Annotated in this window: 19 protein-coding genes; 9 read left to right on the forward strand and 10 right to left on the reverse strand. The window is 69.2% G+C overall.

What is annotated here, in order from left to right; genetic code table 11:
• Positions 1 to 3: 3 nt before the first annotated feature.
• Both H8F24_RS07510 and H8F24_RS07515 read right to left on the reverse strand, forming a co-directional pair.
• Entirely contained in the window at positions 4 to 4,551 is a 4,548-nt protein-coding gene (locus H8F24_RS07510) for an EAL domain-containing protein (protein ID WP_231598173.1), read from the reverse strand.
• Positions 4,552 to 4,876: 325 nt separating this feature from the next.
• Positions 4,877 to 5,362 (reverse strand): cupin domain-containing protein, encoded by a 486-nt coding sequence (locus H8F24_RS07515; RefSeq protein WP_197157369.1) that lies wholly within the window; start codon positions 5,360 to 5,362, stop codon positions 4,877 to 4,879.
• Positions 5,363 to 5,516: 154 nt separating this feature from the next.
• Here H8F24_RS07515 and H8F24_RS07520 point away from each other — a divergent pair, with 154 nt between their 5' ends.
• The 4 genes from H8F24_RS07520 to H8F24_RS07535 all read left to right on the forward strand — a co-directional run bounded on the left by H8F24_RS07520 (position 5,517) and on the right by H8F24_RS07535 (position 11,268).
• A complete protein-coding gene (locus H8F24_RS07520) occupies positions 5,517 to 7,142 on the forward strand; it encodes a serine hydrolase (protein WP_231598174.1) in 1,626 nt (541 codons plus the stop codon).
• Between the two features lie 18 nt (positions 7,143 to 7,160).
• On the forward strand, positions 7,161 to 8,876 hold the full coding sequence (locus tag H8F24_RS07525) for a class I adenylate-forming enzyme family protein (protein ID WP_231598175.1): 1,716 nt from the start codon (positions 7,161 to 7,163) through the stop codon (positions 8,874 to 8,876).
• Positions 8,877 to 8,887: 11 nt separating this feature from the next.
• Positions 8,888 to 10,159 (forward strand): hemolysin family protein, encoded by a 1,272-nt coding sequence (locus H8F24_RS07530; RefSeq protein ID WP_197157365.1) that lies wholly within the window; start codon positions 8,888 to 8,890, stop codon positions 10,157 to 10,159.
• 116 nt (positions 10,160 to 10,275) lie between these two features.
• Entirely contained in the window at positions 10,276 to 11,268 is a 993-nt protein-coding gene (locus tag H8F24_RS07535) for a Gfo/Idh/MocA family protein (protein ID WP_197171614.1), read from the forward strand.
• Positions 11,269 to 11,271: 3 nt separating this feature from the next.
• Here the strand turns inward: H8F24_RS07535 and H8F24_RS07540 are convergent, their stop codons facing one another.
• Positions 11,272 to 14,529: a glycoside hydrolase family 15 protein gene (locus tag H8F24_RS07540; RefSeq protein ID WP_197171616.1), complete on the reverse strand. Its 3,258-nt coding sequence runs from the start codon at positions 14,527 to 14,529 to the stop codon at positions 11,272 to 11,274.
• Between the two features lie 89 nt (positions 14,530 to 14,618).
• Here H8F24_RS07540 and H8F24_RS07545 point away from each other — a divergent pair, with 89 nt between their 5' ends.
• On the forward strand, positions 14,619 to 15,365 hold the full coding sequence (locus H8F24_RS07545; protein ID WP_197171618.1) for a WecB/TagA/CpsF family glycosyltransferase: 747 nt from the start codon (positions 14,619 to 14,621) through the stop codon (positions 15,363 to 15,365).
• Positions 15,366 to 15,507: 142 nt separating this feature from the next.
• Here H8F24_RS07545 and H8F24_RS07550 read toward each other — a convergent pair whose 3' ends face one another.
• Together H8F24_RS07550 and tgt are read right to left on the reverse strand one after the other, a co-directional pair.
• Positions 15,508 to 15,669, reverse strand: coding sequence for a photosystem II reaction center protein K (locus H8F24_RS07550; protein ID WP_370594667.1), 162 nt, complete (start codon positions 15,667 to 15,669; stop codon positions 15,508 to 15,510).
• 26 nt (positions 15,670 to 15,695) lie between these two features.
• Entirely contained in the window at positions 15,696 to 16,823 is a 1,128-nt protein-coding gene (gene tgt / locus H8F24_RS07555; protein WP_370594816.1) for a tRNA guanosine(34) transglycosylase Tgt, read from the reverse strand.
• A gap of 126 nt (positions 16,824 to 16,949) precedes the next feature.
• On the opposite strand from tgt, the gene H8F24_RS07560 reads away from it, so the two are divergent.
• Positions 16,950 to 17,747 (forward strand): adenosylcobinamide-GDP ribazoletransferase, encoded by a 798-nt coding sequence (locus H8F24_RS07560; protein ID WP_231598253.1) that lies wholly within the window; start codon positions 16,950 to 16,952, stop codon positions 17,745 to 17,747.
• On the opposite strand, the gene H8F24_RS07565 is transcribed toward H8F24_RS07560, so the two are convergent.
• Positions 17,704 to 18,834 carry a sensor histidine kinase KdpD gene (locus H8F24_RS07565; RefSeq protein ID WP_197171620.1) on the reverse strand — a complete coding sequence of 377 codons (1,131 nt, stop codon included), beginning with the start codon at positions 18,832 to 18,834 and terminating at the stop codon, positions 17,704 to 17,706. The genes H8F24_RS07560 and H8F24_RS07565 overlap by 44 nt on opposite strands.
• Positions 18,835 to 19,254: 420 nt before the next feature.
• Between H8F24_RS07565 and H8F24_RS07570 the strand changes: the two genes are divergently transcribed.
• Positions 19,255 to 19,626: a DUF3155 domain-containing protein gene (locus H8F24_RS07570; RefSeq protein WP_197157360.1), complete on the forward strand. Its 372-nt coding sequence runs from the start codon at positions 19,255 to 19,257 to the stop codon at positions 19,624 to 19,626.
• A 153-nt stretch (positions 19,627 to 19,779) separates the two neighbouring features.
• On the opposite strand, the gene H8F24_RS07575 is transcribed toward H8F24_RS07570, so the two are convergent.
• The gene (locus H8F24_RS07575) at positions 19,780 to 20,430 is read right to left on the reverse strand and encodes an alpha/beta hydrolase (RefSeq protein WP_197171622.1); all 651 of its coding nucleotides are present in this window, start codon (positions 20,428 to 20,430) and stop codon (positions 19,780 to 19,782) included.
• A gap of 166 nt (positions 20,431 to 20,596) precedes the next feature.
• Between H8F24_RS07575 and purH the strand changes: the two genes are divergently transcribed.
• A complete protein-coding gene (gene purH / locus H8F24_RS07580) occupies positions 20,597 to 22,180 on the forward strand; it encodes a bifunctional phosphoribosylaminoimidazolecarboxamide formyltransferase/IMP cyclohydrolase (protein WP_197171624.1) in 1,584 nt (527 codons plus the stop codon).
• Positions 22,181 to 22,244: 64 nt separating this feature from the next.
• Positions 22,245 to 22,715 (forward strand): DUF4079 domain-containing protein, encoded by a 471-nt coding sequence (locus tag H8F24_RS07585; RefSeq protein ID WP_197171626.1) that lies wholly within the window; start codon positions 22,245 to 22,247, stop codon positions 22,713 to 22,715.
• Positions 22,716 to 22,769: 54 nt separating this feature from the next.
• Here H8F24_RS07585 and H8F24_RS07590 read toward each other — a convergent pair whose 3' ends face one another.
• The 3 genes from H8F24_RS07590 to sfsA form a co-directional block, all read right to left on the reverse strand.
• Positions 22,770 to 23,423 carry a DUF1997 domain-containing protein gene (locus H8F24_RS07590; protein ID WP_197158937.1) on the reverse strand — a complete coding sequence of 218 codons (654 nt, stop codon included), beginning with the start codon at positions 23,421 to 23,423 and terminating at the stop codon, positions 22,770 to 22,772.
• Positions 23,424 to 23,610: 187 nt separating this feature from the next.
• A complete protein-coding gene (locus H8F24_RS07595) occupies positions 23,611 to 24,834 on the reverse strand; it encodes a 4-hydroxy-3-methylbut-2-enyl diphosphate reductase (RefSeq protein ID WP_197171627.1) in 1,224 nt (407 codons plus the stop codon).
• Between the two features lie 68 nt (positions 24,835 to 24,902).
• Positions 24,903 to 25,679, reverse strand: coding sequence for a DNA/RNA nuclease SfsA (gene sfsA / locus H8F24_RS07600; RefSeq protein WP_197172106.1), 777 nt, complete (start codon positions 25,677 to 25,679; stop codon positions 24,903 to 24,905).
• Positions 25,680 to 25,733 lie beyond the last annotated feature (54 nt).

Genomic DNA, 25,733 nt, shown 5'->3' on the forward strand with positions numbered 1-25,733 from the left:
GGTCTAGGCCGACGGCCCAGTGGCTGACTCCAGCCAGCCCAGCAGTTCCGGCAGGGGCATGGGTCTGGCGATCGCGAAGCCCTGCAGGTAATCCGCCCCCAGCTCCTGGCAGAAGGTGGCCATGCTTGTGTCACTGATGCCTTCCACCACCACGGCGGCCCCGAGGCCATGGGCCATTTCGATGGCGGATCGCATCAATTGCCTGCCGCGATCATCCTCGAGGCTGAGCAGCAGCAGGGAGCGATCCAGCTTGATGAAGGCGGGCTCCAGTGTCTTCAGCAGCCTGAGGTTGGAATAGCCGGTGCCGTAGTCGTCGATCGAAATGGCGGCGCCGTGATCGATCAGGCCATGCACCACCTTCAGGGCCGCGCTGTTGTCGGGCAGCAGGATGGATTCCACCACTTCCACCACAAGGCCCTGGAGGCCGTGGACCGCGGGCCAGCTCTGCAGCAGGGAGGCGAGCTGGGGATCTTCCAGCTGCTTCACCGACATGTTCAGGCTCACCGACAGATCGCTGCGGCCGGTGGCGCTGAGGCGCTCCAGATCGGCCCGCAGCAGGCGCAGGGTGAGGGGCCCGAGCTCGCGGATCAGACCGCTCTGCTCGGCGAACGCGATGAAGTCGTCCGCATGCACCACCTGCCCGTCGCGGTGCCAGCGAATCAGCGCTTCCACCCCCCAGAGCGTTCCCTCTTTGGCCGCCACGATCGGCTGGAAATACAGCTCAAACGACTCTGCGGCGATTGCCTCCGCCAGCGCGCGCCGCAGCAGGCGCCGCTGCTCGGCGGCGGCATTCATTGAATCGGTGAAGTATTGAAAGGTGTTGCCGCCCTGGCTCTTGATTCCATACATCGCCGCATCGGCGGCACGCAGAAAGTCGTCCACCGTGGTGGCGTCTTTGCCGTAGATCGCCACCCCCACACTGGTGCCCACCTTGAGTTCCACATCCGCCGCCTGAATCGGATGCCTCAATTCCAGCATCAGCCGTTCCAGGATGGCATCGAGTTCGTGATGGTCGCTGTAGCCGGCGATGATCACGCCAAATTCATCGCCGCCCAGCCGGCCCACGTAATCCCTGCCGCCGCGGATTTCTTTCTGCAGGCGCTTGCCGATCGCGCACAGCACCTCATCGCCAGCGGCATGGCCGTATTGGTCGTTGATGTCCTTGAAGTGATCCAGATCCACCCAGGCCAGGGCCAGGGGCAGAGTCTCCCGGGAGGCCCTGGCGATCTCGCGATCGAGGGCCTCCGAGAAGCTGAGTCGGTTGAGCAGTCCGGTCGCGCCATCAAAGCGGGCCATCTGCTCCAGCTGCAGGGTCGATTCCCGCAGGCTGGTCACATCCTGCAGGATCACCAGAACCACGGCCTTGGCGATCGGTCGCGGCAGCCGCCGCACCTCGGCCGTCACCCAGGGGGTGTGGCCATCCTTGCCCTTGAGTTGCAGGGTCCGGGTGGCGGCACGGTCGTTGCCACTGAGCACGTCTGCTGCGGCGGAGACGATCTCCTGCTCGAACCCCGCCGCGGCGATCAGGCCGATCGGAATGCCCTGGATCAAGGTGGAATCCAGGTTCACCAGATTGCAGAGTGCCTCGTTGCCCATCACCACCCGATACTGGTCATCGAGGATGGCCACACCGAAGGCCTGGGTCTGGAACACCGCTTCGAAGATCGCGGACATGTCATGGGCCCGTTCTTCGGTGGCGTGCTGTTCGCTGATGTCGGCCAGGGTGCCCACCACGAAGGTGTCGCTGATCACCTTGGCCGTCTCCAGCACCCAGATGGGCTGGCCATCGCGACGGATCAGCTGATAGCGAACGTTCCACGCATCGGCCGCTTGCCTGGCCTGGTTGACGCGGTCGCGGTCGGCTGGATCGATCGCCTCATCCAGCTGTTCAGGGTGGTCGAGGAGTTCCGCCATGCTCCAGCCGCTGAGGCTCTGCATGCGCTGGCTGACATAGACAATCTCCTTCATATTGCGGGCTCTCTTCCACACCGCCTCCTGCAGGGCATCGGCGAGCTGGGTGAAGTCCTGCAGCGCTGATTCGGCGTTCTGGCGCAGACTCACCAGCTCCGTGACATCGGTGAGCGTCACGATGGCGCCATGGCGGCCGCCGCGGTGGTCCTGATAGGGGAGGATCTGGGCCAGGTAGGCGATGCCGTCGCCTCGGGCCTCAATCGCCTCCCTGACGCCTCCCCGGATCACCCGCTCCAGGGCCTCCCGCAGGTTCGGCAGGGGCACCGTCGTGGGAACGCCAGGCAGCATCTGGCCGATATCGCTGTCTACCAGGGCGAACACCCGCACCGCCAGCGGGGTGAAGCGGGTGACGCGCAGATTCTCGTCCACGATCACCATCCCCTGGCTCAATGACGCCTGGATGTTCTCCATGTCGCCGTTCAGCGCCTGCAGTTCCTCGGTGCGGGATCGCAGCTGCTGGTTGAGGATCCCCAGGGCCTCATTGGTGGCCTGCAGTTCCTCGTTGGAGGCCTCCAGCTCCTCATTGGAGGATTGCAGCTCCTCCGACGACGCCTGCAGCTCCTCGGAGGAGGCCTCCAGCTCCTCGTTGGCGCTTTCCAGTTCGGACAGGGAGCGGCGCAGCGAGTCCTGGCTGCTGAGCAGCTCCTTCTCCAGCCGCTCCACCTCCTGATCGAAGCTGGTATCCCGTTCGATCAGGCGGCTCGGCAGCGGAGCCGTGGTGCTGGCGGTGTTGCTGTCGCTGGGATTGACCGCGATGAAGCTCAGAATCGTGAGGTTGCGATCACCCGCCGTCAGGGGCCGGGCTTCAAGGCGCACCTTGCCCTCCAGTCCCTCCAGCTGCAGCGGCTGGCCCATCACCGGCATGCCGTCGGCGCGGACGATCAGGAACAGGGCCCGCGCTTCGGCCTGCAGCTCCGGCCTCAGGTAGGAGCTGGCGGCGGAGGTGACCTGGCCCTCTGGCAGACGGCAGTAGGGGGTCACGTTCCCCTGCACCTCCACCAGGTCGTGGTGTTCGTCGAGGATGAGGCAGGGGTGGCACAGCTGGCGGATCAGGGCCTCCAGCAGGGTGACGTGCTGCTCCGGCACGTTCTCGCGCATGATCGCGACCCGGTTGCCCGCCGCCCCGCTGAACGCCGTCAATACCCGAGGCTGGGCTCTGCTGGCTAACGGCGGCAGCAGCCGCGTCGGGCTTTCTCCTTCCAGGGTGCGGACATAGAGGTGCTGTTCAGCGCTGGCCACCCCAAATCCCGGCGTGCGGCTGCTGAGCGATTCGGAGCCCCCCAGAAACAGCAGGCCGTCGGGCAGCAGGCCGTAGCGAAACAGGCTCAGCACCCGATCCCGCAGGGGGGTCGTGAAATAGATCAGCGTGTTGCGGCAGGAGATCAGGTCCAGCCGCGGGAAGGGCGGATCTTCCCCCACGTTGTGACGGGCGAACACGGCGCATTCGCGCAGCGTTTCGCTCAGCCCCATCTCGCCGTTGGCGAGGGTCACGAACCGCTGGCAGAGGTCCTCCGGGATCGCCTTGGCGGCCGAGACCGGATAGGTGGCCCGGCGGGCGATCGAGAGGCTCGCCTCGTCGAGATCCGTACCGAAGATCTTCAGATGGCGTGACAGATCGGCGGGATGATCCAGCACCTGGCTCACCACCATGGCGATGGAATACACCTCTTCCCCGGTGGCGCAGCCCGGCACCCAGACGCGCAGTGGATAGTTGTCCACCTGCTTGGCGAGGTACTGCCGCAGCTGACGGCCGAGCTCGGTGAAGGCGGCGGGGTCCCGGAAAAACGCCGTCACCGTGACCAGGAGGTTTTCCGCCAGGGCGTGCGCCTCAACAGGATCGGAGCCCAGCAGAGGGAGGTAATCCTCGATCGAGCTCACCTGCCGGATCGCCATGCGCCGCCGGACCTGCCGGCGCAGGGTCGATTCCTTGTAGAGGGAGAAGTCGATGCCGATGGCGTGCTTCAGCTGCCGGCTGATGGTGGAGAGCATCACAGGCTCCGGCTCCGGCAGGGCGCGGCCGATCCAGTCGGCGCCGCTGCTCACCAGGGCGGCGAGGCGCTGGCCGATCTCGGTGGCGCTGAGCACCAGCTCGGCGCCACCGAGGGAGATGGCGGCCCGCGGCATGCCGTCGAAGCGGGCGTTGTCCAGGGTCTGCACCAGGGTGAGCCCGCCGGCGGCCCGCACCGCCCGCAGCCCGCGGGCGCCATCGGAGCCGGTGCCGGAGAGCACCACCCCCACGGCCCGCTCCCCCCAGTGCTCGGCCAGGGATTCGAAGAGCAGGTCCACGCTGGGGCTGGGACCGAAGCGCGGCAGCGGCTCGGTGACAACCAACCGATTCTTCTCCACCGCCACGTCGTGGTTCGGGGGGCAGATGGCCATCGTTCCGGCCTGCAGCGGCATGCCGTCCACGGCCGCGACCACCTTGAGGCTGGTGGTATGAGACACCAGATCCACCAGCAGGCTGCGGTGGTCGGGGGCGAGGTGCTGGGCCACCACGTAGCTCACGCCCCCGCCCACCAGCAGGTGTCTCACCAGCTCCTGCAGCGCTTCGAGGCCGCCGGCGGAGGCGCCCAGGCCCACCACATAGGCAATCTCGTCGTCGGCTGGCGCGGGTTGGGGCTCTGTGGCGTCGGTGGCGCCTGGGGATCCAGCTGCTTCTGGCGGGTCAGCGGTCTCTGAAGCGCCAGGTGTGGGCGACGAGCCCGGCCGATCAGGTGGGTTGGCTGGCTGTTGGGACGCGGTTGGCTCGGCTGGCTGCTCGGGCGAGGTTGGATCGGCTGGCTGCTCGGACGAAGTTGGGTGCTCCTTGGGTTCAGATCTCTGCTTTGATCCCAACGACTGCATCCGATCCCTGCAAGAAGCTTATGCAGGGTTTCCGAGGCTGGCTTGGAGTTGTTGCCGTCACTCAGATCAGGGCCGGATCGGCGCCATCGGGGCGCTCGGCCAGCGGCAGATCAGCCAGGAGGTCGAAGTCGGCGAAGTCGAATCCCGGTCCCACGCTGCAGTAACTGAGGCTCCAGGCCCCCAGGCTGCGCGCCGCCTGCCACCAGTCGGCCGGGATCAGCTGCACAGGCTGCTGCTGGGGGTCTGCTGGATCGAGGGGGCCGAGCCGCAGGTGCTCGGTGCCGCCGCCCTGGGGTGGCAGGCGCAGCAGGTCGAGCGGTGCGCCGCCGCCGTGATACCAGAGCTCATCGGCCTGGCGGACCCGGTGCCAGCGGCTCGATTCGCCCGCCTGCAGCAGGAAGGCGATCAGGGTGAGGCCGGCCCGCGGCTGGCCGTCGTCCTGCCGCACCACCCCCACGGCGGAGCGGTGCAGTTCCCGGTACCAGCCCCCCTCCGGATGGGGTTGCAGCTCCAGCTGGCGAATCAGTTGTGCTGGATCGGAGGCCATGGGCGCCGGGTTGTTGCCCTGCCTAGCTTGCCGGGAAGGCCCCAGGTTGCAGGAGCGTTCCATGCCCGCACTCCCTCGTCCCGCTTGGCGGCTCCACGGCGCGTCAGCTGCGGTCTCAGGGGCCGTCGCTCCGATCGCCAGGTGGTCTGAGGCGTTGGACGGTGGCCTGGCTGCGCTGCGGCGGCTGGGGGGTTTGCTGGGGCTGGTCGTCCTGGTGGGGCCGCTGGCCGCAGCGCCCGCAGCGGAAGCGCAGGTGCAAGCGCAGGCGCAGGCGCAGGTGCAGGCGCAGGTGCAGGCGCGCCTGGTGGCCGCCTTGGCCCGCCTCGACACCCTCGCGGCCGACACGCTGCGGCGCACCGGCGTGCCGGGCCTGGCGATCGCCGTGGTGGCTGATGGCGAGGTGGTGTTCGCCCAGGGCTTCGGGCGGCGCCAGGTGGACCGGCCCGATCCGGTGGATGCCGACACCGTGTTCCAGCTCGCCTCCCTCTCCAAGCCGTTGGTCACCACCGTGGTGGCCGCCCTCGTGGGAGACGGGCCGCTCGCCTGGGATACGCCCGTGCGGCGCTATGTGCCGGAGCTGCGGCTCGGCCCGCCGGCCATCGCCGATGCGGTGACCCTGCGGGATCTGTTCAGCCATCGCAGCGGCCTGCCCGACCATGCCGGCGACGACCTCGAAGACATCGGCTTCGGCCGGATCGCCGTGATCGAGCGCCTGCGGTTCCTGCCCCTGGACAACCGCTTCCGCGCCAGCTACGCCTACACCAACCTCGGCTTCACCGCAGCGGCGGAGGCCGCGGCCCGCAGCACCGGCCGCTCCTGGGAGGAGATCTCCGCCGAGCGGCTCTATCGGCCCCTCGGCATGGACCGCACCAGCTCCCGCCATGCCGACTGGCTGGCCCAGCCCAACCGTGCCGTGCTGCATAGGCAGCAGGGGGAGCGGTGGCAGGCCCTGTTCGACCGGGATGCGGATGTGCAGTCGCCGGCCGGTGGGGCGAGTGCTTCGGTGCGGGATCTGGCCCGTTGGATGACGCTGCAGCTGGCCGATGGACGCTTCGCGGGCCAGCAGGTGGTGGCGGCCGAGGCGCTGGCTGAAACCCATCGGCCCCAGATGGTGAGCAAGGCGCCGGCCGATCCCGCCCGCGACCATGCCGGCCTCTACGGCCTTGGCTGGGGTGTGGGCTACGACGACCAGGGCCAGGTGCAGCTCAGCCACTCCGGTGCCTTCTTCCTTGGGGCCGCCACCACGGTGGTGCTGCTGCCGGCCCAGAAGATCGGCATCGTGGTGCTCAGCAACGGCCAGCCGGTGGGGGCGGTGGAAGCGTTGGCGCGCAGCTTCGTGGATCTGGTGCGGACGGGCACGATTCGGCGCGACTACCTGCCGGAGTTCGGCAAGGCCTTCGCCGCGATGATGGCCCAGCCCTATCCAGCGGTGGTGATCCCCCAGAGCCCGCAACCGGCGCGGCCGCCTGCGGCGTACACCGGCAGCTACGCCAACGATTACGTGGGCACCGCGGTGGTGCGCCTGGCGGGCAGCGGTGTGGCGCCTGGTGGTGCTGCTGGCGCAGGCAGCAACCTGGTGCTGGAGCTCGGCCCTGCCCGCCGGCCCTTTGCCCTGGAGCACGTCAGCGGCGACACCTTCCGTTATCAGCCCACCGGTGAGAACGCCGACGGGGCCAGCGCCGTGGTCTTTGCGCCCGGACCCGGCGGCCGTGCCACCAGCGTGCGGATCGACAACCTCAACCTCCAGGGTCAGGGGACCCTGCGGCGCCAGGATCCCTGAAGCGCCGTCCCAGCCGCCGTGACCTCCTCCTCCGTTCTGCAGGGTCCTCCCCTGGCCTGCCACACCCCGTTGGAGCAGTTGCTGCAACGCGGGCTCCAGCACCCTGATCCCAGGCGGCCGGCCCTGATCAGCCGGCGGGGGGTGATCGGCTGGCAGGAGCTGGATCGCCACATCGCCCGACTGGCCGGCCACTACCTCCGCCTCGGCCTGCAGCGCGGCGACCGGGTCGCGTCGCTGCTGCCGAACCGGCTGGCGGTGATGCTGCATCTGCTGGCCTGTCTGCGGGCCGGCCTGGTGGCCACCCCTCTGAACTACCGCTACACGCCGGCGGAGCTCGATTACGCCCTCGAGCTCAGCGGCGCCCGGCTGCTGCTGTTCCATGCCGAGCGGCTCGCCGATGTGGCCGCCAGTGTCCAGGCCGCTGCCCTGCCCCTGGGCACCCTGATCTATGGCGCTGAGTCGGCTGGACTCGTTGGCGGTCGAGGTTGCGGTGGCGAGCCGCTGGTGGTGGAAGGCCTGAGTCGGCCGCCCCGTTGCTTCGAGGATCTGCTGCTCCCTTCGCCGGCTGGCCTGCCGCCGGAGGTTGCTGGGGCAGGCCTGGCGGATCCCACGGAGCACCACGACGACGACCCGGCCATCCTCTATTTCACCTCTGGCAGCACGGCCCGGCCCAAGGGCGTCACCCACAGCCGCCGCAGCCTCGCCGCCGTGCTCTCCAGCACCGCCCAGGGGCTGGGCTTCACGCCAGACGACAACTACCTGGCCGGCACCTCCATGGCCCACATCGGTGGCTCCACCAGTGCCCTGGCCGCCCTGCTGGCGGGCAGCACCGTGGTGCTCGCCCGCAGCAGCGACAGCGAAGAGATCCGCTGGCTGCTCGAGCAGACCAACCCCACGGTGCTGAAGCTGCTGCCGGCGGCCCTGTTCGCCCTGGTGCGCGATCCGGCGATCCGGCCCGCCGATTTCGCCAGCCTGCGGTTGTGCGTGTCCGGCGGGGATCACATCCCGTCGGAGCTGCAGACGGAGTTCCGCGCCGTGGCCGGCTTCCCGGTGAACGAGCTCTACGGCATGAGCGAGGTGGGCATGGTCATCCTCAATCCACCCGGTCAGGCCCTGCGGCCGGGCTCCCTGGGCAGGCCCGGTCCCGGGGTGGCGATGGACCTGCGCCGGCCCGATGGCAGCTCCTGCGCCCCGGGAGAAGCCGGCGACCTCTGGATCCGCACCGACGGCTGCATGAGCGGCTACTGGAACAATCCCGAGGCCACCGCCGCCGTGCTGGTCGACGGCTGGCTGGCCAGCGGCGACGTGATGCAGGCCGACGCCGACGGCTACCTCTGGTTCGACGGCCGCCGCAAGCAGATCATCGTGCACGACAGCTCCAACATCTGCCCCCAGGACGTGGAGGACGTGCTGCTCGAGCACCCCGCCGTGGCTGGCGCGGGCGTGGTGGGGATCCACGATCTGGTGCACGGCGAAGACGTGCGCGCCTACATCTGCCTGCGCGGCCCCGTTGCGGATCGGCAGGCCCTGGAGCGGGAGCTGATCGGCTTTGCCCGAGATCGCATCGGCTACAAAGCCCCTGAGCAGATCGTGGTGCTCGATGACCTGCCGCTCAACGCCACCGGCAAGGTGGATCGCCTCGCCCTCAAGCGCATGGCGGAATCCGAAGCCACCCCCCGATCCGGGGCCGCTCCCATCGATCAGGTTGCACCGACGGACCTAGCCTCCACCTAAACGCCCCTTCCATGCGGTTTCTGGCCCTGGCCATCCTCCTGGCATTGCTGGCCTTTTTTGCTGCCGGGGAGCTGGCCCTGATCCGTCTGCGGCCCAGCCGGGTGCAGCAGCTGGTGGAGGCCGGTGAACCGGGCGCCGCTGCCGTGGCGCGTCTGCAGCACCGGTTGCGCCGGGCGCTGGTCGCCACCCAGCTCGGCACGGCTCTGGCCCTGGTGGCCCTGGGCTGGACCGGCCGCGATCTCGTGGATGGGATGCGGCCCTTCGCCGCCGCCGCTCCGGAGCTGCGGCCCTGGCTTCTGGCCTTGGTGTTTCTGGTGCTGGTGCTGCTGGCCACCCTTCTGGGCGGCCTGGTGCCGAAGGCCTGGGTGCTGCATCAGCCCGAGCTTTCCGCCCTGCGCCTGGCGCCGTTGCTCGAATCGGTGAACCGCACCCTGGGGCCGCTGCTGCTCCTGATCGAGCGCCTGGGAGGCCTGCTGCTGCGCCTGTTCGGCCTGCCCCGCAACTGGGATGAGCTGGTGCCGGTGCTGTCGGCAGGGGAGCTCGAGACCCTGATCGAGAGCGGCAGCGTCACCGGTCTGCAGCCCGATGAGCGCAACATCCTCGAGGGTGTGTTCTCCCTGCGGGACACGCTGGTGCGGGAGGTGATGGTGCCCCGCTCCGGCATGGAGACCCTGCCGGTGGGCGTCACCTTCGCCGAGATGATGGACGCGGTGCATGCCACCCACCACGCCCGCTTCCCGGTGATCGGCCAGTCGCTCGACGACGTCCATGGAATGCTCGATCTGCGGCGCCTCGCTGAACCGATCGCCCGAGGGCTGCTGCAGCCCGATTCGCGGCTGGATCCCTTCGTGGTGCCCGTGCAGCTGGTCCAGGAAAGTGCCTCCCTGGCTGACTTGCTGCCGCTGATCCGCAGCGGCCATCCGCTGCTGGTGGTGGTGGATGAGCACGGCGGCACCGAGGGGCTGGTCACCGTCGCCGATCTCACCGGCGAGATCGTGGGAGAGGAGGACGGATCCCAGGCCGATGCCAACGACCTGATGCAGCTCCAGGACGACTCCTGGTCGGTGGCGGGAGACCTGGAGATCTTCGAGCTCAATCGCCAGCTGGGGCTGCGACTGCCCGAGGCGGAGGGGCATCACACCCTGGCGGGCTTCCTGCTGGAGCGGCTCCAGCACATTCCATCCCCCGGGGAAGGTCTGGGTTGGAAGGGCTACCAGTTCACCGTGGTCACCATGGATGGCCCGCGCATCGATCGGGTGCGGATCAACCAGCGCCCCGGCTGAGGACTCGATGCCTGTCAGATCCTCGTGAATCCCTGCAGATCGCGCACCGTCTGCTCTCCCGGGGCCCGGGGGCCCGGTCGCGCTGCGATGATCCCGCTGTGGTGAGGCCTGCCGACATGAAGCCCGTCAAGGTTGGTGTGATCGGCATCGGCAACATGGGCTGGCATCACGCCCGCGTGCTCAGCCTGCTGCGCGACGCCGAGCTGGTGGGGGTGGCCGATCTCGATGAGGCCCGTGGGCAGCTCGCCGTGGAGCAGTTCGGTTGCCGCTGGTTCGCGGACTACGCCGACATGCTCGAGCACGTGGAGGCGGTGTGCATCGCCGTTCCCACCCTGCTGCACCACCGGGTCGGTCTCACCTGCCTGGAGGCGGGGCTGCACGTGCTGATCGAGAAGCCGATCGCGGCCAGCCAGGAGGAGGCGGCTGATCTGATCCAGGCAGCCTCCGCCACGACCCGCCTGCTGCAGGTGGGGCACATCGAGCGCTTCAACCCCGCCTTCCGCGAATTGCTCAAGGTGGTGGCCGACGAGGAGGTGGTGGTGCTGGAGGCCCGCCGCCACAGTCCCAACGCCGATCGGGCCAATGATGTGTCGGTGGTGCTGGATCTGATGATCCACGACATCGACCTGGTGCTGGAACTGGCCGGGGCTCCCGTGGTGCGTCTGGCGGCTGCCGGGGGGCGCAGCGCCGATGGCCCGATCGACTACGTCAACGCCACCCTCGGCTTCGCCAATGGCGTGGTGGCCAGCCTCACCGCCAGCAAGATGGCCCATCGCAAGATCCGCAGCCTCAGCGCTCACTGCCGCTGCAGCCTGATGGAGACCGACTTCCTCAACCACAACCTGCGCATCTATCGCCGGTCCCACGGCTCGGTGAGCGCCGACCACGGCGAGCTGGTGTATCGGAACGATGGCTTCATCGAGGAGGTGAGCACCACCTCGATTGAACCGCTCTACGCCGAACTCGAGCACTTTCTCCAATGCGTGCGAGGCGTGGAAATCCCAGCAGTCGATGGCCTTCAGGCTTCCCGTGCCCTGCAGCTCGCCGACCTGATCGAGCAGTGCGTTGAGCAGCCCAACCTCTGCATGGCGCTGGATGCACCGATCTGATCCTCAGGCCGGCTGTCTGGCTTCAGCCGGCTGCTCCGCTTCGGTGAGCTCCCGCAGGGCCTGCAGTTGCCAGCGCCGGCAGGCGGCCGGCGAGGCGTTGTAGAAGCGATCCCAGGCATCAGCCTTGTGCAGGCCGTAGTCCGTGGCCGGCACATCGGGATGGTTCTGCTGCCAGCCGACGCGCACCGCGTGGCCGATCACCACGTCGAGGGCGAGGTCGTCGTCGAAGTGAACCTGGGGGTTGGCCCCCACAAAGGCCATCAGGGTGATCAGGGTCTCGATGCAGAGGCGCCGGTACTCGGAGGCCTCGATCTTGCTGAGCAGGTGTTCGACCAGGGTGGCGAAGTTGCGTTCGCCGGGGGTCTTTTCACTCAGCAGCGGGGCGCTTTCCAGCCGGTTGCGGCGCTCCAGCTTGTCGCCGATCACCAGGCCGTCGCAGTGGTGCAGCAGATCCCAGATGCCGGCATAGAAATCGCGCGGCACCCGCTGCAGGGTGCCCATCCGCTGGCGGTGCTGCAACCAGCTTCCGCCCTTGGGCAGCTCCTCGAGCGGATCGGGCACTTCCCAGCGCACCCGGCCCCGAACATGCAGGTGTTCCTTGCGTTGCAGGGAGGCGCGGGCGTGCTCCACATCGGCCAGCAGGTCCCGCAGGCGGCGACGCAGGCCGTGGGGCGGCAGGCTGCAGAGCGCCTCGAAGGCATCGCTCTGGCTGAGCTCGTGTTCCGTGGCCAGCTCGCCGGTGAGCAGCAGCAGCAGCTGGCCCAGCTGCAGGGTGAGGCTGCCGCTCAGCAGGGTCGGCTCCAGCCGTGCCAGCCCGTCGAGGGCGAGCAGCAGTTCCTGCTGCAGCATCCATTCGCGGCCGTCGTCGCCGCTGTAGCGGCGGATCCGCTCGCCGATCACCAGGCTGCTGGCTGGTTCGGTGATCAGGGAGTCGTGGGTGTAGTTGCGCCCCACCACCAGTTGCTTCTGCCGCACCAGCAGGTCGGTGAGGGCATCTTCGAGCTGAGGGTGCACCAGCCCCATCACGCCGGCGCATCGGCGCACCACATTCCAGTTGCCCTCGGCCAGGGCCCGTCGGTACACCTCATCCACCAGCAGGGGCAGCCGCAGGGGGGCGCCGCGGCCAGGCCCCTGCAGCACCGCGTGATTGCCGAGCCGCCGTACCAGCTGCTCCAGCACCTCACTCTGCTCCTCCAGGGAGGTGCTGGCCCAGAGACGCTCCGCCAGGCTGGAGATCGGCGTCTGCTGCAGTTCCAGCTCCTGCTCCTGCTGGGCGGTGAGCGGCTTCTGGCTGGTGCTGGCCCGCAGCGGCAGCTGGCTCGGGGGCGCCGGTGCCAGGGGGGCGGGGAGATCGGCGGGGAGCTCCACCAGGTTGAGCTGGTCCAGCACGGTCTCCAGGGGAGCCAGCTGCACCGGAACCCCCTCGATCTCACCGGACTGGAGGGCGCGTCCCAGCCGCAGGAAGGCCTCCGGGTCGCGATGGAAGGGGCCGGCAGCGACGGGCACCAGCAGCAGCGGCAACGTCTGGCTGCGCCAGTTGCGCTGCAGCAGCCGCAGCTCGCTGCACACCGCATCGGCCAGCTGCTCGGGATCATCGGCCAGGTAGAAGGTGCCCTCCTCCAGCACGGCCGGCAGGTAGGCGTGCAGGGCGCCGGCCTGGCGGTAGAGCCGGGCCGTGGCCATGGTCTCGATCCGCACCGGCGGATGGCCGCTCAGCCCCAGCTGGGGGTTGGCACCCACCGCCGCCAGCTGGCGGCCCAGCTCCCGCGAGCCGCCCACCTGCACGCTCTCGTTGCTGCGGGTGATCGGCAGGCCGGCCTGCTCGAGCGCGGTGGCGATCGTGGCGTCGGCCGGCACCAGGCTGACCAGCACCCGCTCGGCGCCAAGCGCCTGGGGTTGGCGGCGGCCGCTGGGGTCGAGGTCGGCGGGGGTGATCAGCCCGTGCAGCAGCAGGTCCCCCAGCCAGGTGAGGCTCTGGGTCCAGAGCAGGGGCACGTTCTCGTTCGGTTCGCGCTCCTGGCTGCCGGGAATGGCCCGTTCGGCCTCGATCGCCTCCTCCGGCACCAGGTACAGCTCCGGCAGCAGCAGCACCCCGTCCACCTCCACGCTCACGGCCCGCAGGCGCTCACGCCAGCTGCGGGCCTCCTCCCAGCGGCCTTCGCAGCAGGCCGTGACCAGCTCGTAGGCGAGGAACAGGGGCCACTCGGATTCGATGTGCTCGAACTGGGCCAGCTCCTCCCGTTCGTAGTGCAGGCGGGTCACGTCTTCCACCACCGTCTGATGGCCGTCGCGGCGGAAGCGCTTGTAGCCGTAGGCGCCACCCAGGTCGCGGCGGATCCGGTGGCGGGTCCGTTCCACCAGGTCGGGATCCTCCACCGCCCAGGCGGGATAGCCGATCACCGCCAGGCAGGCGCTGTCGGCCTCCTTGCTGGCGGATTCGCGCGGCAGCAGGTTGAGCAGCGCCTGGCGCAGGCGCACGATCGCATCCTGGGGAATGGTGAGGCAGCAGCTGCCGTCGCCGTGGGGTCCGTACAGATCGAGATCCTCCAGCGCTTCGAGGGCCGCCTTGACCAGGCCGATCGAGCTGGCGTTCCGTTCCGGCTGGCCGTGATTGCCCTTGTCACCCCGCTCCCAGATGCCGTAGTCGGCCACGCGGTAGGCCCGCGCCACGTAATACACCAGGTTCTGGATGAAGTCGCGCTCGTGGCTGGTCTGAACGATCACCAGGCCGGAGCGGGTCAGCTGGGCCAGCTGCAGCAGGAACAGGGCGGTGGCGTCGAGCTGCAGATGGCCCCAGCCCTCGTCCGGCACCACAGGCTCGCCGCTGCCGGTGTCGAACTTGGCGTGGATGGCGTCGAGCCGGTCGAGGCTGGTCTTGAAGCGCTCCACCTTGTCCGCCTGTCGCAGCATCGCGTTCAGGAGGCCGCGCATCAGCTGCAGCACCCGCTGCTGGAGTTCGTGGCCGCGGCGGGTGCTGCCGTGCAGGCGCTGGCGGGCCAGGGCCAGTCCCCAGACGCACTGGATCGAGTAGACGCAATCCCGCACCCAGGCATCGCCGTAGTTGCCGTGCACGGTGTTGGCGGTGCTGGCCGGCAGCAGTCCGGTGATCGGATGCTGCCGCCGCAGCACCACCTGTTCGATCTGCTGGTCCAGTTCCTCGAGGAAGGCCAGGGCCTCGAGGCTGGACTCCTGGCCGTTGGCGTCCGGCGATAGGGGGGGCGGGATCAGGAGTCGGTCGGAGGAGGCACTGGAGATCGTCATGCTGGGTCTTCAGCGGGTGCCGCCTCTGAATCCCCGCAAGGGGTGTTCAGGCGTGAGCCATAGATTCTCTCGCGCAGCGAACCCGACCCATGGCAGCGAAGGCGACCGATCCCCGCCGTACCCGGGTGCTGGATGTGCCCGTGGATGTCTGCCCGGATGTGTTTGAGGCGGCCCTGGCGCTGCTGCCGCGGGGCGGCGGCCAGATCGTCACCCTCAACGCCGAGATGACGATGGCCGCCCTGGCGGATCCGCAGCTGGGGGCGGCGATCGAGTCGGCGGCGCTGGTGATCCCCGATGGCGCCGGCGTGGTCTGGGCGCTGGGGCGCCAGGGCTTGCGGGTGCGCCGCGCCCCGGGTATCGAGCTGGCCCACCGCCTGCTCGTTCACGCCTCCAGCCACGGCTGGCGGGTGGCCCTGGTGGGCGCCAGCCCGGAGGTGATGGAGCGGCTGGGTGAGCGGCTCAGCCGCGAACTCCCGACTCTGCAGCTGGCCTTTTCGGCCCATGGGTTTCAGAGCGCCGAAGCATGGCCGGGCCTGCAGCAGCAGCTGCTTGATGCCAGGCCGGATCTGGTGCTGGTGGCCCTGGGGGTACCGCGCCAGGAAACCTGGATCCAGCACTTTCCATGCCGCAACGGTGGGCTGTGGATGGGCGTCGGCGGCAGTTTTGATGTCTGGGCCGGGGTCAAGACACGCGCACCTCGCTGGATGGGAGCGCTTCACATCGAATGGCTCTACCGGCTGATTCAGGAACCAAGCCGCTGGAGGCGGATGCTGGCACTGCCGGCCTTCGCCTGGGCCGTGCTGCGCCATGGAGTGAAGCGACCGCCTCAGTGCTGAACGCCACCGGAGGTCCCGGGAGATGTTGGGATCACGACCGCCGGGGCGAAAGGACAGGTGCCAGAGGGGCGGCGAGCCTCCGGATCAGCGGAAACCCAGCGGGTCAGCCCAAACCCAGCCGATCAGCCGAAATCCACAGGATTCAGCGGAAACCCACCGAGGCTTGCCACACAAAGGCGAGCAGCAGGAAGAACAGGGGGATGATCGGCAGGATGTCCACCAGGGGACCGAACGCCTGGTAGGCCTCGGGCAGCTGGGCCATGGTGTGGAGGGCGGAGCCGGCCAGCAGCGAGGAGAGAGCCATCCCTGAAACAGTGTGGTGGTCGGAACCTACCACGTGTGTGCGGCCGGAGAATTCGGCTCCCACGGAGCGAAATCCTCTGAAAAACAACCGTCCTGGATCGCCTGTGCCATGGCGGAGGTGAAGCGGATCAAGGTGGTGATGTTGTGCAGGCTGAGCAGCGTGCGGCCCAGCATCTCGCCGCTGCGGATCAGGTGGTGCAGATAGGCGCGGCTGTGCTGGCGGCAGGCCAGGCAGCTGCAGCTCGGATCGAGGGGGGTGTGGTCGTGGCGGAAGCGGGCATTGCGCAGATTCCAGCGCTCGCCCCCCACCAGGGCGGTGCCGTGCCGCCCCAGCCGGGTGGGCAGCACGCAGTCGAACAGATCGAAGCCGTGGGCCACCGCGATCGCCATTTCCCGCAGGCTGCCCACGCCCATCAGGTAGTGGGGCTTGGCTTCCGGCAGCAGCGGCGCCACCAGCCGCACGATCCGGTGCATCTCCTCGGCCGGCTCGCCCACGCTCACCCCGCCCACGGCGATGCCGGGCAGGTCCATCGCCGCCACCACCCGGGTGGAGTCCTGGCGCAGGTGCGAGTAGCAGCCCCCCTGGGCGATGCCGAACAGGGCCTGATCGGCTCGGTTGTGGGTGCTCAGGCAGCGCTCCAGCCAGTGGTGGGTGCGGCGGCAGGCCGCGGCCACCTCGGTTTCACTGGCCGGATAGGGAGGGCACTGGTCGAAGGCCATGGCCACGTCGGCGCCCAGGGCCATCTGGATCTCGATCGCCCGCTCGGGGGTGAGCTGGATGCGGGCGCCGTCGCGGGGGGAGCGGAACACCACGCCGCTGTCATCGATCTTGTTGATCGCCCCGAGGCTGAACACCTGAAAGCCACCGGAATCGGTGAGCAGCGGCCCGTCCCAGGCCATGAAGCGGTGCAGCCCACCGGCGTCGGCCACCACCTGCTCGCCCGGTTGCAGGTGCAGGTGATACGTGTTGGCCAGCACCATCTGGCTGCCGGTTTCGGCCAGCTGGGGTGTGGTGACTCCCTTGATGCTGGCGGCGGTGCCCACCGGCATGAACCGGGGAGTCTCCACGACGCCGTGGGGGGTGTGGAAGCGGCCGCAGCGGGCCCGGGTGCACGGGCAGCGGGCGGTGATCGCGAAGGAGAATGGGGGCTCGATGGCGCCGTGGTGGTGCTTCGCCGACGCTACGTGCCGCGTTCTTCACCATCCGGTGGCCCTCTGCCCCCTCCGGGCCCATCACCGGCCCACCCCCTCGCCCCGAACCCCGACGGACGAGACGGCTGGCTGGCGGATCTGGCCGGCGCCTGGATCTTCTATTCGGTGCTGCCGGCCTGGCCGTGGCCGCGGCCCCGCTTCGGCCGGATCGCCCGCTTCGCGCCCTGGATCGGCCTGGTGCTGGGCGGACTGCAGGCCCTGGCCTGGCTGCTGCTGGTGGGGCGGGCGCCGGCCCTCACCCAGGCGGCCCTGGTGATCGTGCTGGGCCTGGCGCTCAGCGGCGGCCTGCACAGCGATGGCGCCATGGATACCGCCGATGGGCTGGCCGCCGGCGATCGCTGCCACGAGGCCATGGCCGACAGCCGGGTGGGGGCCAGTGGTGTGCAGGCCTTCGCCCAGCTGCTGCTGGTGCGGCTCGCCGCCCTGGTCTGGCTGGCCGCCGCCGCCGCGGCAGCCGCGCCGGCTGCCCTGGTGTGGGCCGCCTTCTGGGGGCGGCTGTCCCCCCTGATCGCCATGGACCGCTTCCCCTACCGCAGCGCCCGCGGCACGGGTGCGTTCCACCGCCATCACTGGCGCGGCCTGGCGCTGGAACTGCGTCCATCGCTGCTGGTGCTGGCCGGGGTTGTGCTGCTGGTGCCGGCCACTGGGGCGGCGGGATTCAGCCCCGGCGCGGCCCCGCACCTCTGGCTGCCCCTGCTGGCCGGAGCGGTGGGGGTGCTGCCGGCGGTGCTGGTGCCCCTGTGGCTGGGCCGGCGGCTCGGCAGCCACAGCGGCGACAGCTACGGAGCCTGCGTGGAGTGGGTGGAGGCCCTCAGCCTGCTGCTCACGGCTGCGCTGGTGGCGCTTCTGCCGCTGCAGGCAGGCTGAGCCGGAAGCCGTTGCCCTGCGGCGGCAGGGCTGGATCGATACGGGATGGCGGGATCAGCAGCTCCAGGTCGCCGCCGATCTGGCGGGCCAGGTCCCGGCCCAGGGCCAGGCCGAGCCCGGTGCCGGCGAGTTGCTGACCGGCCGTGCCCCGCACGCCGCGCCCGAAGATCGCCTGCCGCTCCGGCTCTGGAATCGCGGGCCCGGCGTCCCACACGGTGAGGCTGAGCCGCCCGTCGCTGCGGCCGACCAGCAGGCCCACGGCCGCTCCGGCGGGGCTGTAGCGGAAGGCGTTCTCCAGAAGGTTGGCGAGGATTTCGGCCACCGCACCGCTGTCGCCACGCCAGCTCGGCAGCGACGACGGGCCCTGCCAGGGCCGCTTCTGCAGTGCCGCAGTGGCGGCGGCCCGCTGCAGAAGCGGCTCCAGGACCTCCTCCAGGGGCTGGCCTTCCGGTCCGGCGAGCACCGGCGGCAGCAGCAGGGGCGTGGTGCCGCTGCTGCCCGTCAGGGCCTCCGGCGGCGCCAGGGCACTGATGGCTTCCACATAGCGGTTCAGCTGGCGTTCCTCCGCCAGCAGTCCGTCCACCAGGGGACGGCTGCTGCTGTCCTGCTCAAGCCGGCGCCGCAGCAGCTGGGCGAAGGTGCGCAGGGCGGCGAGGGGATTGCGCAGCTGATGGATCAGCAGTCGCAGCTGTTCGTCCTGGCGCTGCTGGCGCTGCAGGAGATGTTGCCGTTCCAGATCGATCCGCAGGGCCTCGGTGAGGCAGTGGGCCACCGCCTCGAGCCGCTCCACCAGCGGCATCGGCCAGCTGAGGCTGCGACTCTCCACCTGCAGGGCCCCCAGCAGGGCCCGGTCGTGGCGCAGGGGCAACCAGCGGCGGCCTTCGGCGGGCATCTGCAGGGTGCGATCCGAGGCCACCGCCGGCAGGGCCCTGCCATCACGGGGCCATTGGCCCACCGGCATCAGGCTGAGGCGTCCGTCTGGCCCAGGCAGGGCCAGATACACCACCACAGACTTCAGGTCTTCGCGGTCGGCGAACTGGGCCAGCTGGCTGGTCAGCAGGGCCAGAAACCGCTCGGAGACCTGCATCAGCAGAGACGGCGAGGGGATTCGCGGAAGAAGTCCGGGGAGGGCGTTGAAAATCCCAGAAAAAGTCTTAAGATCCTGGTATCGACCAATACTTCCCAGTCCGCGAGCGGACGGTAAGTCGCAGTCGTCACGGCCAACATGTTGCGCTTCTCCGCAAATGAGGCTACAGCAGAGCCAGGTTCGCCTCCCTCTCCTGGTCTGAGCTCCGCCGCCGCGGGTTCAGACGTTGTTGATGACGCGGCCACCGCGGGCGTTTTCCGAAAACGTCTGCGGTGATCCGTTCCGGACGACAGACGTTTGGGCGTCTTCCGTGGCTTCTTTGCTGGAGCCGCGGATGACACGGTTCAGCTCGGCTTGCCGGCTGAATCTGTCGTCCCTCCTTCCCTCCTCTCTCAGCCTCCCGCCCGCGGGAGCCGTGTCATGTCGAAAAAGCGCAAGCGGATCAGCCGTCGCCGCCTCGCCGGCCAGCGTGTTCTGGCCCATGTCTCCACCCACAACCTCGAAACCGGCTCCCACAAGCCGGTCACCGCGGCGCGTCGCTACATCGCCGAAGTGGGACTGGAAGCTCCGGCCATCCTCAACGTGCGTCGCAACGAGCACACCACGGACCGCTTCTTCTGGGGTGAGAAGGGCCTGTTCAGCGCTCAGTACGCCGAAGAGAACCACTTCCTCTTCCCCTCCCTGCGTCTGATTGTCGATCAGATCGGCGAGGAGGTGCTGTTCGAAGGTCTGGAAGCCATGGCCTCGGACGACTGGGAGGAAATGGAGGAATACGAGTACGCCTTCGTTTGAGGGCGGCAGCGGAGCGGAGCCAGCGGCCACGGCACCTCACGGGTCGCTGGACTCGCTGGCTCCTGCATCACGATCCCTGGCGCGCATCAAGTCCTGCATCGCGTTCTGAATCTCAGGGGCGGCTGAAGGTCACCCAAGATCAGGCATGCCTCATCAGCCAGCTGTCGAGGCTTGCAGGTGCTGGGCCAGAAAGGCTCGGATCCGCGGCAGCAGGTCTTCATCGATCGTGTGGCCGCCGGCGAAAGCCAGGCGTTGCACCGGATGTTGTGCCTGTGCAACGCCGGTGAGCTGGCGCTCCAGCTCGAGGCTGGCCGCGAAGGGCACCACCGGGTCCTGTTCGCCATGGGTGAGCAGCACAGCCATGTGCAGAGGGCCTGGCTGCCAGCCGGGATGGGGGTAGCCGCTGCAGCTCACCAGCGCCGCCAGTGGCAGCCCCTCGCTGTCAGCGCTGGTGCCCACATCGATCGCCATGGCGGCTCCCTGGGAGAAGCCCAGCAGCGCCGTGTTCGCCAGGGGAACACTGGTCGCCAGTTGCTCGAGCCGCTGGCGCAGATCCCGGCGGGCCTGGGGCAACTGCGGCCATTCCGGCTGCTGCAGGTCGTACCACTGCCGCCCCTGGCCGGCGGGATGGGGATCGGGCGCCCGCAGTGCCACCACGCTCACCTCCGGGCCCACCAGCAACGCGCCCAGATCGAGCAGGTCGTCGGCATCGGCCCCCCAGCCATGCAGCAGTACCAGCCGCGTGGCCGCCTGGTCCGGGCCGAGGCGGATCTGCTCAGGGTCCGGGGAGAAGGGGCTGGTCATGGCGTCGACGGCAGGAGCGTTCCAATCATGCGGAGAGGCCCTGCATGGCTGTCTGCACCATGCAGGGGCCGCAGGACTGGACCAAGCGATAGCGGGGCCGTGGCACCGGTGGAGCAGCCCAGGGTCTGCTGCGTAGGTTGGGCCTTACGCCCCCTCATCTGCCGCCATGGCGCCCACGGCCCTCCTGAGTGTGTCCGACAAGCGGGATCTGGTGCCCCTGGCTCAGGGCCTGCTGCAGGCCGGCTACCGGCTGATCTCCAGTGGCGGCACCGCCGCGGCCCTGGCCGCCGCTGGCCTGAGCGTCACCAAGGTGGCTGAGCACACCGGCGCTCCCGAGATCCTCGGCGGGCGGGTCAAGACGCTGCACCCCCGCATCCATGGCGGCATCCTGGCCCGCCGCTCCGAGGCCTCGCATCTTGCCGACCTGGCCGCCCAGGAGATCGAGGCCATCGATGTGGTGGTGGTGAACCTCTATCCCTTCCGCGAAACCGTGGCCGATCCGGCGGTGGCCTTTGAGACGGCGATCGAGAACATCGACATCGGCGGGCCGGCGATGGTGCGCGCCGCTGCCAAGAACCACGACGACGTGGCGGTGCTGACCGATCCGGACCAGTACCCCAGCTTCCTGGAAGCCCTGGCGGCCGGCCGGGTGGACCGGAGCCTGCGCCGGCAGCTGGCCCTGGCGGCCTACCGCCACACCGCTGCCTACGACGCCGCCATCAGCACCTGGCTGGCGGAGCGTCTGGCGGCTGAGGAGCCTGCGGCAGCGACCTCCGGCACGGGCGAGTCTGCGGTGGCCGCGCCCCTGCGACTGGACCTGCCAGCGCGCCAGAGCCTCCGTTACGGCGAGAATCCTCACCAACGTGCCACCTGGTACAGCGCGCCTGCCGCCGGCTGGGGCGCAGCAAGCCAGCTGCAGGGCAAGGAACTCAGTTACAACAACCTCATCGACCTGGAGGCCGCTCTGGCCACCGTGCGGGAGTTCGGCTACGGCGAGCAGCGCCAGCAGCCGGCGGCGGTGGTGGTGAAGCACACCAATCCCTGCGGCGTCGCCACCGGCAGCAGCAGCGCCGAGGCCCTGCTGCGTGCCCTGGATGCGGATCGGGTGTCGGCCTTCGGCGGCATCGTGGCGCTGAACGGCCCGGTGGATGGCGCGGCCGCGGCCCATCTCACCGGCCTGTTCCTGGAGTGCGTGGTGGCACCGGCCTACGACGCCGACGCCCGCGCCGCCCTGGCGGCCAAGGCCAACCTGCGCCTGCTGGAGCTCAGCCCAGCCGCCATCGCCGCTGCGCCGCACCAGCAGTTGCGCAGCGTGCTCGGTGGCGTGCTGGTCCAGGCGTTCGATGATCAGCCCGTGGAGGAGGACGCCTGGCAGGTGGTGAGCCGCCGCCAGCCCACGGAGGCGGAGCTTGTCGACCTGCGCTTCGCCTGGCGGGTGGTGCGCCATGTGCGCTCCAATGCCATCAGCGTCGCCCGTGGCGGCCAGAGCCTCGGCATCGGTGCCGGTCAGATGAACCGGGTGGGATCGGCGCGGCTGGCCCTGGAGGCGGCCGGCGAACGGGCCCAGGGTGCGGTGCTCGCCAGTGATGGCTTCTTCCCCTTCGACGACACGGTGCGGCTGGCCGCGGCCCACGGCATCAGCGCCGTGATCCAGCCGGGCGGCAGCGTGCGGGATGGCGACTCGATCAGCGCCTGCGATGACCTCGGCCTGGCGATGGTCTGCACCGGCCGGCGCCACTTCCTGCACTGAGTTGGCGGTGAGTTGTAGCTTCGCTGCCATCCCCCGAGCCGCCCCTGAGCGGCCGAATCCCGCCATGCCCATCGCCCTTCCCAGCTCCCTGGCCTTCGGCCTCAACTTCCTGCATCCCCTGATGATGTGGGGGCTGCTGGCCCTCTCGGGCTACGCCATGCTGCTCGGCATCAAGGCCAAGAAGACCCGCACCGCCGCGGCCGAAGATCGCAAGGAGCTGATCAAGGGGCAGTTCGCCCGGCGCCACTACCAGCTCGGCAGCGTCGTGCTGGCGGTGATGGTGCTGGGCACCTTCGGCGGCATGGCCGTCACCTACGTCAACAACGGCAAGCTGTTCGTGGGGCCGCACCTGCTGGTGGGCATCGCCATGACCTCGCTGATCGCCCTGGCTTCGGCGCTCTCGCCGCTGATGCAGCAGGGCAATCTGATCGCCCGCAAGGTGCACGTGGGTCTGAACATGAGCGTGATGACCCTGTTCCTCTGGCAGGCGTTGAGCGGCATGCAGATCGTCAACAAGATCTGGACCAGCCGCTGAGACGGATCCAGATCCTGCAGGCCCAGCCCGATTCTGAGCCGGTGTGGTGCCGCCTCAGAACTGGGCGCGGCGCCGCGGCGGACAGGCGAGCCCGTGGGTGGCGTGGAAATCCTCCTGCACCTTCCAGGTGAGGCGACGTGAGATCTGCCGCACGATCTGGCGGAGCAGATGGTCACCGCTGCTCTGCACCAGGGAGTCCGGCAGCAGGGTGATCACCTTGGGCAAGCGGATCCAGACGCTCAGATCCAGCTCCCAGCGCACCAGGGTGAGTGGACCGTCTTCCTCGTTCTCTGGCGTGGTTTCATCAAGCCGCAGGGCGGCGTTGAAGTCGACGTCGTAGAGGCCCTCCAGCCCTGTTCCGGCCATCACCTGCGGTGGCAAGGTCACGATCCGGTAGACGCCTTCAGCCTGGGGGAGCAGTTCCAGGCCGATCGTGGGCTCCACCTCAAAGCCGAAATTGCCGAAACGCCCCAGGGTGAGCACATAGCCGTTGCTGCCATGGGGCTGAACGGTCATCGGGGCGGCGCAGCGCCGGAACCAGCCTTCGTGGCGATCCAGGTACTGGCCCACCTGCTCGGCAGGAGCCCGCATTTCCATCAGGTCGGCGAAGGTGGAGGCATAGCGCCGCACCCGATCATCGTCGCCATCCCGCAAGCTCACCTCTGGGGCCATCGGCTCGAAACCCTCGGCGGCAGCGGCGTCGCTCATGGGGTTGGAGTGGAGATCGCTCAGGGCGGTCGTCGTCAAAGCGGGACAGGCAACGGACGAAGCGGCAGCCCCACCGGCCAAGCCTTCAAACAATGTAAAGGAATCCTTGCCATCGAGGCCCTTCTGCGGTGGTTCCCCGATTTCAGAGGCTGCTGCCGCTGCAGAGGCAGCACGGTCATCGGGTGATTCAGGAGATCAGGCCTGTGGGTGGTCCGCAGGTCAGGCCGATCAGCCGCTCGATCACGTCTTCCACCACCCGGTCCGGCGTGGAGGCGCCTGAGGTGATGCCCACCCGGATCGGCCCGTCCGGCAGGAAGGGATCTTCCACCGCCAGCTCGGCGCCGAGGGGCATGTGCTCGATCCGGTTGCCCGGTCCGATCCGCTCGGGGGTGTCGATGTGGAAGGAGCGGATGCCGCGGCTGACCGCGATCTCCTGCAGGTGGGTGGTGTTGGAGGAGTTGTAGCCGCCGATCACCACCATCAGATCGAGGGGCTCATCCACCAGGGAGAACATCGCGTCCTGCCGTTCCTGGGTGGCGTCACAGATGGTGTTGAAGGCCAGAAAATGCTCGTTCAGTTCCACCGGACCGAAGTGCTCCAGCATGGTGCGCTCCACCAGGCGGCCGATCTCCTCGGTTTCGCTCTTGAGCATGGTGGTCTGGTTGGCCACGCCCACCCGGAACAGGTCACGGTCGGGATCGAAGCCGGGGGAACAGGCCTTGGCGAAGCGGGCCATGAAGGCGTCGCGGTCGGCGGTGCCGCGGCCGAGGATGTAATCGCAGACCATCTGGGCCTCGGCCAGGTCGAGCACCACCAGGTAGGTGCCCGCAAAGGAGCTGGTGGCGAGGGTCTCCTCGTGTTTCACCTTGCCGTGGATGATCGAGGTGAAGGCGTGCTTCTTGTGCTTCTCCACCGTGTTCCACACCTTCGAGACCCAGGGACAGGTGGTGTCCACGATGTGGCAGCCGCGCTCGTTGAGCAGCTGCATCTCCTGCACGGTGGCGCCGAAGGCGGGCAGGATCACCACGTCGCCACGGGCCACGTCGGAGAAGTCCTTGACGCCACCCTCGACCGGGATGAACAGCACGTTCATCTGCCGCAGGTGATCGTTCACCGAGGGGTTGTGGATGATCTCGTTGGTGATCCAGATCCGTTCGCTTGGGTAATGGCGCCGGGTCTCGTAGGCCATGGCCACGGCCCGCTCCACCCCCCAGCAGAAGCCGAAGGCTTCGGCCAGCCGCACCGTCAGGCGGCCGCGTTGCAGGGTGTGGCCGTTCTCGCGCAGGGTGGCGATCAGATCGCTCTGGTAAGCCGTCTGCAGGCTGCCGGCCACCTCCTCGCCGAGGCCGAAGCCGCGGCGGTTGTAACGCTCCGAGTGATGTAGCGAGCGTTTGAAGGCGCGGGTATCCACAGCGGCCTGGCACGGGTTGGGCAACTCTATGGGGGGTGCCGCGGCGCGGTGGGCCCGGCAGCGGGGCGTTACTCCCCGTCTTCACTGCTGGGCTGCACCTTGGCCAGGCCGCGCCAGCGCACCCCATCGGCCTGCACGTCGTAGATGCAGGGCAGCACCTCCACTCCCGCCGCCAGGGCCTGGCGGAACAGCTCGCCGTAGCGGGGATCGGCTGAATCACCCGGCGCGAAGCGACGCACGTCGGAGCGGCTCAGGCAGGGCAGCAGCACGGCCCGCGCCTCGGGCAGCACCCCGATCAGTTCCTCGAGGTGCTTCTGACCCCGCTCGGTCACGGTGTCGGGGAAGAGGGCCAGATCGCCGCGGGTCCAGGTGGTGTTCTTCACTTCCAGGTAGATCGGGCGGGGATCGGCGCTGCCCTCGGTCGGGGTGAGCAGCAGGTCGATGCGGCTGCGCCGCCCCTGGCCATAGGGAACCTCGGCCCGTACCGATGCGATCGGCCCCAGCCAGGGCTCCAGCAGGCCCGCTTCGATCGTGGCCCGCACCAGGCGGTTGGGCAGGGCCGTGTTGATGCCCACCCAGAGCGGCGTCCCCTCGGCCCCCGGCACCTCGGCCTGCTCCCAGGTCCAGGCGAGCTTGCGGCTGGGGGAAGGGGCGTAGCGCAGCCGCACCCGGCCACCGGGATGGATCACGCCGGTCATCGGGCCGGTGTTGGCGCAGTGGGCCGTGACCACGGTGCCGTCGTCGAGCTGCACGTCCGCCAGGAAGCGCTTGTAGCGCTTGAGCAGCACCCCCTGCCGCAGGCCCTCGAAGGGCAGCACCAGTTGATCCAGGCCCCGTGTTGGCAAGGCGGGCGACAGGCCAGGCGGCGTGGCCTGTGACACCGATTGCTTCGAAGCCAA

This window comes from Synechococcus sp. CBW1002 (assembly GCF_015840915.1).
GTDB lineage: Bacteria > Cyanobacteriota > Cyanobacteriia > PCC-6307 > Cyanobiaceae > CBW1002.